The sequence below is a fragment of the Dyella sedimenti genome, from assembly GCF_022760995.1.
Lineage (GTDB): Bacteria > Pseudomonadota > Gammaproteobacteria > Xanthomonadales > Rhodanobacteraceae > Dyella > Dyella sedimenti.
The window spans coordinates 420980-433967 of sequence record NZ_JAKWJO010000001.1 but is presented as its reverse complement, the minus strand read 5'-3'; the positions used below and the strand labels follow the sequence as shown (position 1 = coordinate 433967).

10 protein-coding genes are annotated in these 12988 nt (G+C 70.4%); 3 read left to right on the top strand and 7 right to left on the bottom strand.

Features of this window, described 5'->3' with window-relative positions:
* The first annotated feature begins 35 nt into the window (after positions 1-35).
* Positions 36-1811, top strand: coding sequence for an acyl-CoA dehydrogenase C-terminal domain-containing protein (locus tag MJ605_RS01925; protein ID WP_243039167.1), 1776 nt, complete (start codon positions 36-38; stop codon positions 1809-1811).
* A 68-nt stretch (positions 1812-1879) separates the two neighbouring features.
* Here MJ605_RS01925 and MJ605_RS01920 read toward each other — a convergent pair whose 3' ends face one another.
* From MJ605_RS01920 to xerD, 7 genes are all read right to left on the bottom strand, one after another.
* Complete coding sequence (locus MJ605_RS01920) at positions 1880-2773, bottom strand: DMT family transporter (RefSeq protein WP_425600955.1); 894 nt, start codon at positions 2771-2773, stop codon at positions 1880-1882.
* Positions 2770-3684, bottom strand: a complete 915-nt coding sequence (locus MJ605_RS01915; protein ID WP_243039166.1) for a glycosyltransferase family 2 protein — start codon at positions 3682-3684, stop codon at positions 2770-2772. Before MJ605_RS01915 ends, MJ605_RS01920 begins: the two co-directional genes overlap by 4 nt.
* A 61-nt stretch (positions 3685-3745) precedes the next feature.
* The gene (locus tag MJ605_RS01910) at positions 3746-4498 is read right to left on the bottom strand and encodes a hypothetical protein (RefSeq protein ID WP_243039165.1); all 753 of its coding nucleotides are present in this window, start codon (positions 4496-4498) and stop codon (positions 3746-3748) included.
* Between the two features lie 28 nt (positions 4499-4526).
* Positions 4527-8387, bottom strand: a complete 3861-nt coding sequence (purL, locus tag MJ605_RS01905; RefSeq protein ID WP_243039164.1) for a phosphoribosylformylglycinamidine synthase — start codon at positions 8385-8387, stop codon at positions 4527-4529.
* 135 nt (positions 8388-8522) lie between these two features.
* A complete protein-coding gene (locus MJ605_RS01900) occupies positions 8523-9560 on the bottom strand; it encodes a zinc-dependent alcohol dehydrogenase family protein (RefSeq protein ID WP_243039163.1) in 1038 nt (345 codons plus the stop codon).
* A gap of 161 nt (positions 9561-9721) precedes the next feature.
* Complete coding sequence (locus MJ605_RS01895) at positions 9722-10483, bottom strand: DsbC family protein (RefSeq protein WP_243039162.1); 762 nt, start codon at positions 10481-10483, stop codon at positions 9722-9724.
* 205 nt (positions 10484-10688) lie between these two features.
* Positions 10689-11600: a site-specific tyrosine recombinase XerD gene (gene xerD / locus MJ605_RS01890; protein ID WP_243039161.1), complete on the bottom strand. Its 912-nt coding sequence runs from the start codon at positions 11598-11600 to the stop codon at positions 10689-10691.
* A gap of 67 nt (positions 11601-11667) precedes the next feature.
* On the opposite strand from xerD, the gene MJ605_RS01885 reads away from it, so the two are divergent.
* Together MJ605_RS01885 and MJ605_RS01880 are read left to right on the top strand one after the other, a co-directional pair.
* Entirely contained in the window at positions 11668-12165 is a 498-nt protein-coding gene (locus MJ605_RS01885) for an RDD family protein (RefSeq protein WP_243039160.1), read from the top strand.
* Positions 12166-12222: 57 nt separating this feature from the next.
* Positions 12223-12954 carry a class I SAM-dependent methyltransferase gene (locus MJ605_RS01880; protein WP_345779509.1) on the top strand — a complete coding sequence of 244 codons (732 nt, stop codon included), beginning with the start codon at positions 12223-12225 and terminating at the stop codon, positions 12952-12954.
* The last annotated feature ends 34 nt before the right edge of the window (positions 12955-12988 follow it).

The window sequence follows — 12988 nt, the reverse complement described above, 5'->3', positions numbered from 1 at the left end:
CCGGCGCCCCGCATCACCACCGAAGGAACCTCGCCATGACCATCTACAAGGCCCCGCTCGACGACCAGCGCTTCGCCCTCTACGACGTGCTGGGCGCCGAAGCCGTCCTCACCCAGCTGCAGGGCGGCGAAGGCCATACGCGCGACCTGCTCGATGCCGTGCTGGAGGAAGCCGGCCGCCTCAGCGAGGCCGTGCTGGCGCCCACCAACGCCAGCGGCGACGCCGAGGGCTGCCACTACGACAAGGCCACCCAGACGGTGACCACGCCCAAGGGCTTCAAGGAGGCCTTCAAGGCCTTCGCCGAAGGCGGCTGGACCGGCCTGACCCAGCCCGAGCGCTTCGGCGGCCAGGCGCTGCCCAACGTGATGGGCACCGCCACCACCGAGATCTTCCAGTCCGGCAACCTGGCGTGGAGCCTGTACCCGCTGCTGTCCGAAGGCGCCTGCCACGCGATGGAGTTGCACGGCACCGAGGCGCAGCAGGAGACCTACCTCAAGCCCATCGTGGAAGGCCGCTGGACCGGCACCATGTGCCTGACCGAACCGCAGGCCGGCTCCGACCTGGGCCTGCTCAAGACCCGCGCCGAGCCCGCCGCCGACGGCAGCTACCGTATCACCGGCACCAAGATCTTCATCAGCGCCGGCGAGCACGACCTGGCCGAGAACATCATCCACCTCGTGCTGGCCCGCCTGCCGGACGCCCCGGCCGGCAGCCGCGGCATCTCCATGTTCATCGTGCCGAAGTTCAAGGTGAAGGCGGACGGCTCGCTGGGCGAGCGCAACCGCGTCGCCGCCGGCGCCATCGAGCACAAGATGGGCATCAAGGGCTCGGCCACCTGCGTGATGAACTTCGACGACGCCGAGGGCTACCTGATCGGCCAGCCGCACAAGGGCCTGGCCGCCATGTTCACCATGATGAACGCGGCGCGCCTGGGCGTGGGCGTGCAAGGCCTGGCACTGTCCGAGCGCGCGCTGCAGAACAGCCTCAACTATGCGCGCGAACGTCTGCAGGGCCGCTCGCTGTCGGGCCCGAAGTTCCCCGAGAAGCCCGCCGACAACCTGCTGGTGCAGCCGGACGTGCGCCGCATGCTGCTGACCCAGCGCGCCATCGTGGAAGCCTCGCGCACCCTGCTGCTGTACACCGCGCTGCAGACCGACGTGGAGGCGCGCGCCACCGACGAGGCCACCCGCAAGCAGGCCGGCGACCTGGTCGCCTTCCTGATCCCGATCGCCAAGGGCGTGGTCACCGAGCTGACCCAGGAAAGCACCAAGGAGGCGCTGCAGATCTACGGCGGCCACGGCTACATCGGCGAGAACGGTATCGAGCAGTTCGTCCGCGACGCCCGCATCATCACCCTGTACGAAGGCACCACCGGCATCCAGGCCGCCGACCTGCTGGGCCGCAAGATCCTCCAGTTGCAGGGCGCCGGCTTCAAGCTGTTCCTCAAGGAGATCCAGGCGTTCTGCCAGCAGCACGCGACGGACGCCGCGCTGGCCGGCCTGATCGCCCCGCTGGCCACGCACGCCAAGGAATGGGCGGACCTCACCCTGGCCCTGGCCCAGCGCGTGCAGGCCAATCCGGAGGAACTGGGTGCCGCGGCGGTGGACTACCTGTACTACTCCGGCTACGTCACCCTGGCCTACCTGTGGGCCCGCAACGTGGCGGCCCTGGCCGGCAGCAGCCAGCAGGAGTCGTTCAAGCAAGCCAAGCGCGACACGGCGGCGTTCTACTTCGCACGCATCCTGCCGCGCTGCCTGACGCACAAGGCGGCAATCGAGGCGGGCGTGGAGACGCTGCCGGCGATCGCCTGAGGCACACGCACTGACTCCCTCCCCTGCCACCGCAGGGGAGGGCTGGGAAGGGGTGCTCTTGGCCACCGTTACACCTCGTGGTGCAGCGCCTCCGCCTGCACCGCGCCGCGGGGCGCCAGTTCCACCAGGTACATCGCCGCCAGGATCAGTGCGCCGCCGCCCAGCATGCGCCAGGTCAGCGCCTCCTGCCCGGCCGCCACCGCGAAGCCGGCCGCGAACACCGGTTCCAGCGTCATCACGATGGCCGCGCGCGTGGACGACAGGTGCGCCTGCGCCCAGGTCTGCACCAGCATCGCGCCCGCGCCGGCGGCCAGCGCCATGTACGCCACCGCCAGCCAGGCGCCACCGCTGGGTGGTAGCTTCGGTCCGGATGGCCACGTCGCCAGCAGGCAGATCGCGGCGATCACCAGCATCTGCACGGTGGACAGCGCGAACGCGTGGCCCGGCCGCGACCACGCACCCAGCCCGACGATATGCACGCCGTACAACGCGGCCGAGGCCAGCGTGAGCCATACGCCGTAGCTCAGGCCCAGGCCGTGCAGCGCCAGCAGCGCGAGGCCGCCCACGGAAAGCAGCACGGCGATCCAGGTCACCGGCGGCAGGCGCTGGCGCAGCAGCACGGTGCCGATCAGCGGCGTGAACACCACATACATGCCAGTGGCGAAGCCGCTGATGCTGGCCGAGGTATGCGCCAGCCCGAAGGTCTGCAGCAGCTGGGCCACGCCATACACGGCGCCAAGCGCCACGCCCTGCATCCATTCCCGCCGGCCCAGTTGCCGCAGCGGGCGCAGGAACAGCACCAGCATGGCCAGCGCGGCGATGAGGAAGCGCACGGCGAGGAAATCCGCCACCGGCATGTGCGCCACCAGGTCCTTGATCAGGAAGAAGGTGGAACCCCAGACCGCGGTGACCGCCATCAGTCCGAGCATAGCCACGCGGGAACCGCGAAGCGGCATGCTCATGCGGCGCCCTTGCCGCTGGCCAGCCGGCGGCGCATCAGCCGCAGCCACTGGCCGGGAATCTTCAGCAGGAAGTGAGCCCAGATGCCCAGCCACACCAGCGCCGCGATCCACGGCTTGCGCGCGTCCGGATCGAACTTGCGGAACCAGCGCCACATGCCGCGGTGCTTGTGCCGGCTGACGAACACCGGACGATGCCGGCTGGAACTGCCCTTGCCGTGCAGCACGCGTACGTCGCCGGCCAGCATCACCCGGTAGCCTGCGTCGCGCGCGCGCCGGCACAGGTCCAGGTCCTCGCAGTGCAGGAAGTACGCCTCGTCGAACCCCGCGAGGACATCGAACACGTGGCGCGGCAACAGCATCAACGCGCCGGACACGGCCTCGGCCTCCACCAGTGCGCGCGGGATCGCGCCCTCGATATTGACCCCTTCCCCGCCATGCCCGAACAGCGTGCTCAGTGCGCGGCGCAGCAGCGGGTCGCGCCGGTACGAGGCGGGATCGGGCGCGCCGTCCTCGTCGCATACCACCGCGCCGACCACGCCCGCGCGCGGGTGCGCGGCGAGCGTCGCGAGCAGGCGCCGCAGCACCGTGGCATCGATCAGGCAATCGGGATTGAGCACCAGCAGGGATTGCCCGTGCGCCGCGGCGGCGCCGCGGTTCACCGCCGGGCCGAAGCCGAGGTTGGCGCGGTTGTAGATCACCTGCAGCCGCCCGTCGCCCTCGTGGGCGCGGGCGATGGCCTGCGGGATACCGTCGGACGAGTCGTTGTCGACCAGGATCATCTCCAGCGGGATGTCGCAGGCCAGGACGCGCCGCACGCAGTCGCGCAGCGTGGGGCCGCTGTCGGCGGCCACCACGATCACGCTGACCGGCAGCACGGAAGCAAGGGAAGCGGAGGTATCGGTTGTAGTCACTGCGGCAAGTATGGAGGTAGTGGCGGGGGTTCGGGAGGCGACGAACCCATGGATGGCGGCATCAGGACCGGCCGCGCCCCAGCACTTCGTGCAGTGAGACGGGTACGCCATCGGAGCCTCTCGCCAGCCAGGGCTGCTCGCCCTCCCAGCCACTGAGTGCCCATCCGGCCAGTCGATGGATGCGATCGGCCTGCCGGTCCCACAGCACCGTGCCGCGCCGGCCGGCCTGGCAGGCCGCGAACCAGCGGCCGCCGGGACCGAAGCAGCAGCGCGGGCCGGCCCGCTCGATGCTGCGTCCCTGCGCGAACACATAGCGCCCGCGTCCTCCGCCGTGCGCCTCGTAGCGCACGGCGGCTCCGGCGGGATCGGCGAGATTGCCGGCAGCGGCGTCCTGCCAGGAGGCCCGCGCCAGCTCGATGATGCGCGCCGGCGGACCGACCGGCGCCAGGGCCAGCTCGCTCCATTCCGGCGTCATCCTGCCGGCCGGCATGCGCCGCACCCGGTGGTCGAGCAGCGACTCCAACAACACCAGCAGGGAAAACCCCACCAGCGCGCCCAGCAAGGCGGCGCCCCAGGCCAGCAGATCACTGCCCAGCGCACGCTGCAGCGCGAACAACAGGCCCGGCAGGCCCCAGCGCAGGCCGTGCCTGCACAGCGTCGCGTACGACGCGATGCGGCGGTCGAACATCACCGCGCCCAGCGCCAGCAGCAACAGCAGCAGCAAGCCGGCCCACCATGGCGACAACGCCAGCAGCACGGCCCAGGATGCCGCCGGCAGCGTCCTGGCCAGCCAGCGCGCCACCGGGCCGGCCATGGCTAGGCCCCCATGCGGCCGCGCGGCATCAGCCGCACCACACCCGCGCGTTGCGGAACATGCGCATCCACGGCGAATCCTCGCCCCACTTGTCCGGATGCCAGCTCATCTGCACGCTGCGGAACACGCGCTCGGGGTGTGGCATCAGGATGGTCACGCGGCCGTCGGCGGCGGTGAAGCCGGCGAGGCCGCCGGGCGAGCCGTTCGGGTTGAGCGGGTAGTCCTCGGTGGGACGGCCACGGTTATCCACGTAGCGCAGCGCGGCACCCGCCTTGGACGGGCTGCAGTGGCTGGGGAAGCTGACGCGCCCCTCGCCGTGCGCCACCGCCACCGGGATGCGCGAGCCGGCCATGCCCTTGAGCAGGATGCTCGGCGAGTCGAGCACCTCCAGCGTGGCCACGCGCGCCTCGTACTGCTCGGAGGCGTTGCGCAGGAACTTCGGCCAATGCTGCGCGCCGGGAATGATGTCCTTGAGCTGGCTCATCATCTGGCAGCCGTTGCACACGCCCAGCGCGAAGCGCGTGTCGTCGGCGAAGAAGGTGCTGAACTCGGCGCGCAGGTAGTCGTTGTAGAGGATCGAGGTGGCCCAGCCGCGGCCCGCGCCCAGCACGTCGCCGTAGGAGAAGCCGCCGCAGGCGGCGAAGCCGCGGAAATCGGCCAGCTTGACGCGGCCGCTGGCGAGATCGGACATGTGCACATCCACCGCGTCGAAGCCGGCGCGGGTGAACGCGGCGGCCATTTCCACCTGGCCGTTGACGCCCTGCTCGCGCAGCACCGCCACGCGCGGACGCGCGCCCCTGGCGATGACCGGCGCGGCGATGTCGTCCTGCGGCTCGAAGGTGAGCTTGGGGCTGATGCCGGGGTCGGCGTCATCCAGCCGCCACGTGTTCTCGGCGTCGGCGCTGGCCGGGTTGTCGCGCAGGCGCTGCATGGCGTGGCTGGTTTCGTTCCAGGCCTCGAACAGCGTGCGCCAGTTCCACTTGAACAGCGTCTCGCCGTTGTGGAACAGCTTGATGCCGAGCTTCTCCTTCGGGCGGCCGATGCGATAGGCCATGCTGGTCAGCTCGTGCTTGACCAGCAGCGCCTCGAACGCCTCGCGGTTGGCGGTGGCGACCTGCACCACCGCGCCCAGCTCCTCGTTGAACAGGGCGCGCAGCGCGGCCTCGGCCCAGCCGTCCAACTGGATTTCCAGGCCGCAATGGCCGGCGAAGGCCATTTCCAGCAGGGTGACGATGACGCCGCCGTCGGAACGGTCGTGGTAGGCCAGCAGCAGGCCGTTGGCATTGGCCTCCTGCACTAGGTTGAACAGCGACTTCAGGCGCTTGGCGTCGTCCAGGTCGGGCGGCACGCCGCCGCCGCGGTTGAACACCTGGGTCAGCGCCGAGCCACCCAGACGGTCGCGGCAGGCGCCGAGGTCCAGCAGCCACAGCTCGGAATCGCCGCGGTCCAGGCGCAACTGCGGGGTCAGCGTGCGGCGCACGTCGGTGACGCGCGCGAAGCCGGTAATCACCAGCGACACCGGCGAGACGGTGCGCTGCACGGTGTCGCCATCCTTCCACACGGTCTGCATGGACAGCGAGTCCTTGCCGACCGGGATGGAGATGTCCAGCTCCGGGCACAGCTCCATGCCCACCGCCTTCACCGCGTCGAACAGCGCGGCGTCCTCGCCGGGATAGTTCACCGCCGCCATCCAGTTGGCCGACAGGCGCACCTCGCCGAGCGAGGCGATCGGCGCGGCCGCCAGATTGGTGATGGCCTCGCCCACCGCCAGGCGCGCGGCGTCGGCGCTGTTGAGCAGGGCCACCGGCGCGCGCTCGGCCATCGCCATCGCCTCGCCGGTATAGCCGTCGAAATCGGTGATGGTGACGGCGCAGTCGGCCACCGGCACCTGCCACGGGCCGACCATCGGGTCGCGGTGGTTGAGGCCGCCCACGGTGCGGTCGCCGATGGTGATGAGGAAGCTCTTGCTGCCCACGGTGGGCAGGCGCAGCACGCGCAGCAGGGCCTCGTCCATGCTGATGCCGGCCAGGTCGGGCACCAGGTCCACGCGCGGCTTCACGTGGTGGGCGTCGCGGTGCATGCGCGGCGGCTTGCCGAACAGCACGTCCATCGGCAGGTCGATCACCGTGGTGTCGCTGCGCGGGTCGTGCACCAGCAGGCGGCGCTCGGCGGTGGCTTCGCCTACCACCGCGTACGGGCAGCGCTCGCGACGGCAGTAGTCCTCGAACTCGGCCAGGCTTTCCGCGCCGATGGCGAGCACGTAGCGCTCCTGCGATTCGTTGCTCCACACCTGCATCGGCGACAGCGAGGGGTCGTCGCACGGCACCTTGGAAAGGTCGATGCGCCCGCCCACGCCGGCGTCGTTGAGCAGCTCGGGAATCGCGTTGGACAGGCCGCCCGCGCCCACGTCGTGCACGCTGACGATGGGGTTGTGCTCGCCGCGCGCCCAGCAGCTGTCGATCACCTGCTGCGCGCGGCGCTCCATCTCGGCGTTGTCGCGCTGCACCGAGGCGAAATCCAGCTCCTGGCTGGAGGTGCCCGAGGCCACCGACGAGGCGGCGCCACCGCCCAGGCCGATCAGCATGGCCGGGCCACCCAGCACGATCACCTTGTTGCCCGGCTGCACCTCGCGCTTCTGCACGTGGCCGGCGCGGATGTTGGCCAGGCCGCCGGCGAGCATGATCGGCTTGTCGTAGCCGCGGCGCACGCCGGCCTCGCCGGTCTCGTGCTCGTAGGTGCGGAAGTAGCCGCCCAGCGCGGGGCGGCCGAACTCGTTGTTGAAGGCGGCGGCGCCCAGCGGGCCATCGCGCATGATCTCGAACGCGGTGGCCATGTGCGGCGGCAGCGGGCGCTCCACTTCCCACGGACGCGGCTTGCCGGGGATGCGCAGGTCCGACACCGAGAAGCCGGTGAGGCCGGCCTTGGGCTTGGCGCCGCGGCCGGTGGCGCCCTCGTCGCGGATTTCGCCGCCCGCGCCGGTGGCCGCGCCGGGCCACGGTGCGATCGCGGTCGGGTGGTTGTGCGTCTCCACCTTGATCGCGTAGTCGATGCGCTCGTCATGCGCGCGCCACACGCCGTGCTCGTCGGGGAAGAAGCGCCGGCCCTCGTAGCCCTCGATCACCGCCGCGTTGTCCTTGTAGGCCGACAACGTATGCGCGGGCGAGCGCTGGTGGGTGTTCTTGATCATGGCGAACAGACTCTTGTCCTGCGCCTCGCCATCCAGCGTCCAACTGGCGTTGAACACCTTGTGGCGGCAGTGCTCGGAGTTGGCCTGGGCGAACATGAACAGCTCGGCGTCCGTGGGATCGCGGCCCAGCTCGGCATAGCGCTCGGCGAGGTACTCGATCTCGTCCTCGGCCAGGGCCAGGCCCAATTCCTTGTTCGCCTCGTCCAGCGCGGCCCTGGCGTCGCCGCCCAGGGCCACGTGCACCAGCGGGCCGGGCCGGCCACCCAGGAACAGGCCCCCGGCCTGGTCCAGGCGGGTCAGCACCGACTGGGTCATGGCGTCGTGCAGCACCGCCAGCACCGACTCGTACTGCGGCAGGTCGGCGGCGGGCAGGCCGGCGACCTGCCAGGCGATGCCGCGCTCGACGCGATGCACGTCGAAGCCCGCGCCATGCAGGATGTCGGTGGCCTTGCTCGACCAGGGCGAGATCGTGCCCAGGCGCGGCACCACCCACAGCGAGGCGGCCTCCGGTGCGCCGTCCTTCGCCTCGAGCACTTCCAGCAGGCGCTGGCGCTGCTCGCCCCCGGGCTCCTGCCCGGCGTCGATGAAATAGACGAACCACGAGGTCTGCACGCGGGTGCCACGGTGGATGGCTTCCAGGCGCGCGTTCAGGCGGTCCAGGCGAAAAGGCGAGAGGGCGCTCTGCCCGTCGAGTGCGATCATGCGGGGAACGGGGGGCTATGCGGAAACGGCTATTGTACCCCAAGGCACCCCGGCCTCGCCGCGCCGCAACATCGGGCCCCCTCCCAGCCTCCCCCGCGAACCGCAGGAAGGGTTGGGGAGGGGCCGTGGACAGGCTCAGACGCTGACGATCACCTTCAACGCCTTGTTCTGGGCCGCCTGCCCGAAGGCATGGTAGGCCTGGAGGATGTCCGCCAGAGCGAAGTGGTGGGTAATCAGCTGTGAAGGCTGCAGCTTGCCCGCCTGCACGCTCTTGAGCAGCATGGGCGTGGTCACCGCGTCCACCAGCCGGGTGTGCAGGGTGATGTTGTGGGACCACAGGCGTTCCAGGTGCAGCGACACCGGCACGCCATGCACGCCCAGCACGGCGATGTCGCCGCCGGGGGCGATCAGGCTCTCGCACAGGGTGAAGGTGGCCGGCACGCCCACTGCCTCGATGGCGCTGTCCACGCCCAGGCCGCCGGTCATCGCCATGACCTTCTCCACCAGCTGGGGATCGGCCGCGTTCAGCGTGTCGGTGGCGCCGAACTGGCGGGCCACGGCGAGCCGGTTGTCGTCCAGGTCGATCATGATGATGCGCGCGGGCGTATAGAACTGGGCGGTGAGCAGGGCGGCCAGGCCGACCGGGCCGGAACCCACGATGGCCACCGAGCCGCCGGGCTGCACCTTGCCGTTGAGCACGCCGCACTCGAAGCCGGTGGGCAGGATGTCGCTGAGCATCACCATGGCCTCCTCCTCCACGCCCTCGGGCAGGTGGTGCAGGCTGGTGTCGGCATGGGGAATGCGCACCTTCTCGGCCTGGGTGCCGTCGATGGCGTTGCCCAGGATCCAGCCGCCGGTACGGCAATGCGAGGGCATGCCCTTGCGGCAGAAATCGCACTTGGCGCAGGAGGTGATGCAGGAGATCAGCACCCGGTCGCCGGGCTTGAACTGGCTGACCGCCGGCCCCGCCTGCTCGACGATGCCCACGCCCTCATGGCCCAGGATGCGTCCTGGCGTGCAGGTCGGCACGTCGCCCTTGATGATGTGCAGGTCGGTGCCGCACAGGGTGGTCTTGAGCAGCCGCACCACGGCATCGCCGGGTTCCTGCAGCTGCGGTTCCGGGCGATCCTCCAGCGCGATGTCGCCCACGCCGCGATAAACCAGTGCCTTCATGGTGATCTCCTCTCGGTTCTCGATGATTCGGCGCCCACGCCGTTCGCGCAGATCGCTGGCGTGAGTGGGGAGAGGAAAGTCTAGGCCGACGCCTATCGAGGTTTCGCGAACAGGTCAAGACAAGGCACCCTGCTCCATGCTAGGCGCCATGCGCGGCTGGATCAGCCGCCGTCGGCCTCGTGCTTGCGCAGCAGGGCCAGCATCTGCTCGGGCGTCACGTAGCCGCCCAGCATGCTGCCGTCCTCGGCGATGATGGTCGGGGTGCCGGTGACGCCCAGCTTCACGCCCAGGTCGAATTCATCCTTCACCGGATTGGGGCAATTGGCCGCCTTCGGCGCCTTGCCCTGCTTGGCGGAGGTGAAGGCGGCCTTGCGGTCGGCCGCGCACCATACCGAGACCATCTCGTTGTAGGTCGGCGTGGTGCGCCCGGCCTCGTTGGTCACGCCCTCGCGCGGCCAGGCCACGTATTCCAGCGCGATGCCGGCCTTGTTGAACTCGGCCACATGCTCGTGCAGCTGGCGGCAGTAGGCGCAATTGACGTCGGTGAACACGGTGACCCGATAGCGCGGGTTGGCCGGCCCGAACACGATGCGGTCCGCCGCCGGCACCTTGGCCAGCTCGGCCTTGCGGAAGGCGGCCCAGCCGTCGTCGCTGACGTTCTTGTGGGCGCCCAGGTCGATCAGGTCGCCGTTCATCATGTACTTGCCGTCGGTGCTGACGTACACCAGTTGGCCCGAGGCGATCACCTGGTAGAAGCCCGGCATCGGCGCCGGCTTGATCGAGTCGATGCTCACCTTGGGCGCGAAGGACAGCACCGCCTTGCGCACGGCGGCCTCGGGCCCGGCCGCGGCGCCATCCGGCGCGGCGCAGGCATTGAGCGCGAAACCGCTGACGCACAGGGCCAGCAACCATTGCTTGAACATCGGGGACCTCGGGCGGGGGCGCGGCTTGGGGACCAGGGGAGGCTTATCTTCTCACAGCGTCGGCCAGGGGTTAGGGGCGAGTGGCGAGGGCGCAAGTCCGGCAGTCGGAGAAGCGACTTGATGCCGTAGCCAGGTTTCCGGGCCGCGGCGATGCAAGAAAAGCGTGCGGACTTGCGCCCTCGCTACTCATCACTCGTCCCTTCCTTCATCCCCTCGGATGATGCTGCGCATGCAGCCGCTTCAGCCCTTCCTTCGCCACCAGCGTGTAGATCTGCGTGGTGCTCAGCGCGCTGTGTCCCAGCAGCATCTGCAGCGCGCGCAGGTCGGCGCCGTGGTTGAGCAGGTGGGTGGCGAAGGAGTGGCGCAGCACGTGCGGCGAGATGCGCTTGGCCACGATGCCCACGCCCACGGCATAGCGCTTGACCAGGGTCCAGAACATCTGGCGGGTCATGCCCTCGCCGCGCTTGCTGAGGAACAGCGCCGCCGGCTGGCGGCCGCGCGCCAGCACCGGCCGCGCCGTGGCCAGGTAGGCCTCGATATGCCCGGCGGCCACCTCGCCGATGGGCACCAGTCGGTCCTTGCCGCCCTTGCCGGTCACCCGCACCACGCCCTGGCGCAGGTTGAGCGCGGCCAGCGGCAGCTCGACCAGCTCCGAGACACGCAGCCCGGAGGCGTACATCAGCTCCAGCATGGCGCGGTCGCGCAGGCCCAGCGTGGTGCCCACGTCCGGCGCGTCGAGCAGCCGCTCGATCTCCCGCTCGGCCAGCGCCTTGGGCAGGCTGCGCGGGGTCTTGGGCCGCTCGATCAACAGGGTGGGATCGTCGAAACCGGGCTCGGTGCGCGCCAGGTAGGCGTAGTAGCGCCGGAACGACGATTGCCGCCGCGCCAGCGAACGCACCGCCACTGGCTGGCTGCCGTGGTAGGCGGAAAGGTGCTGGCGCTGGGCGCTGCGCAGGCCGAGGCCGCGCTCGCCCAGCCAGCGCGCCAGTCCTTCGAGGTCGCGGCGGTAGGCGTCGAGCGTGCGGTCGGACAGCCCATCCTCGGACCATACCCGTTCGAGGAAGGCGGCAATGCTCAGACGATCGGCTTCGGCGATACTTGGGGAATCTTGCTGCATGGGGCGATGCTCGCCGCCGGCCTTCCTGCGTGCAAGCGCCATTGCCCTCCGCCGACGTGTTCCCGTGATGAATGCCCGCCCCGCCCCCGCCGCCACCTGCCCGCTCTGGCGCCGACTGGCCGCCCTGCTCTACGACCTGCTCGCCGTGCTGGCCATCGTGATGGTGGTCGGCTACGTGTGCCAGCGGCTGACCGGCGGCCAGCTGGTCAGCAACGATGGCGCGCGCATCGCCTGGTGGTACCAGCCGCTGCAAGGGCTGGTGGTGTCGGCCTATTTCCTGGCCTCGTGGCTGCGCGGCGGGCAGACCCTGGGCATGCGGCCCTGGCGCATCCGCGTCACCGATACGCAGGGCGGCCGCCTCTCGCCGGCACGCGCGCTGCTGCGCCTGCTGGCCGGCGCGGCGCCCCTGCTGCTGTTGGCGCTGGCGCCCTGGATCGGCGCGCGCGCGGCGCTGTGGGCGCTGGCCGCCGCCTGGGCGCTCTGGTTCGGCGTGGCGGCCTTCGATCCTCGCCAGCGCGCCCTGCAGGATGTGATCGCACGCACCGAATTGCGCAGGATCGGCTGAGCTTCACATCCGCGTGAGGTGTATTCCGACCACACTGCGCGTATGCCGACGCTTGCCTTGCCACGCCATACCGCCGCGGAACTTACCCGGATCAACCAGAAGTTCTACGAGTCGCTGTGGGGCGGCTCGCGGCTGGTCGATCCCGGGCGCTTCAACACCTGGCCGATGGTGCGCGAACTGGCCATGGCGCTGCCGCGACGCCTCGAGGTGGCGCCGGGGCTGCGTCCGCGCCTGCCGCTGGATGGCACCTGCTTCGTCGACATCAGCCAGAAGGCGCTCGCTGGACTGCGCGCCCTGGGCGCTAGCGCCATCCGGGGCGCCATCACCGCCCTGCCCTGCCCCGACGCCGGTTTCGACCTGATCTGCGCGCTCGACATCCTCGAGCACGTGCTGGACGACGACAAGGCGCTGCGCGAGCTGTCGCGCGTGGCCGCCGCGGATGCGCGCCTGCTGCTTTCCGTGCCGCTGCACATGTCGGCCTGGAGCGGGTTCGACGAATTCGTAGGGCACTACCGTCGCTACGAGCCGGCGCAGATCGCCGACCGCCTGGCCGCCCACGGCTGGAGCATCGAGCAGAGCGCCGTCTACGGCATGCAGCCGGCCTCTTCCACCCTGCTCGGGCTGGGCCAGTGGTATCTCACGCACCGGCGCGAGCGCGCCCTGTGGTGGTACAACCACGTGATCATGCCGCTGGGCCTGCGCCTGCAGAAACCGCTGCGCTGGCAAGGTGGCATGGCGGCCGCCGGCCCCGGCGTGGACGAGCTGCTGCTGCTCTGCCGCCGCGCGTAAGCGACTGATTCAAAAACCATGAGACGATGCGGCA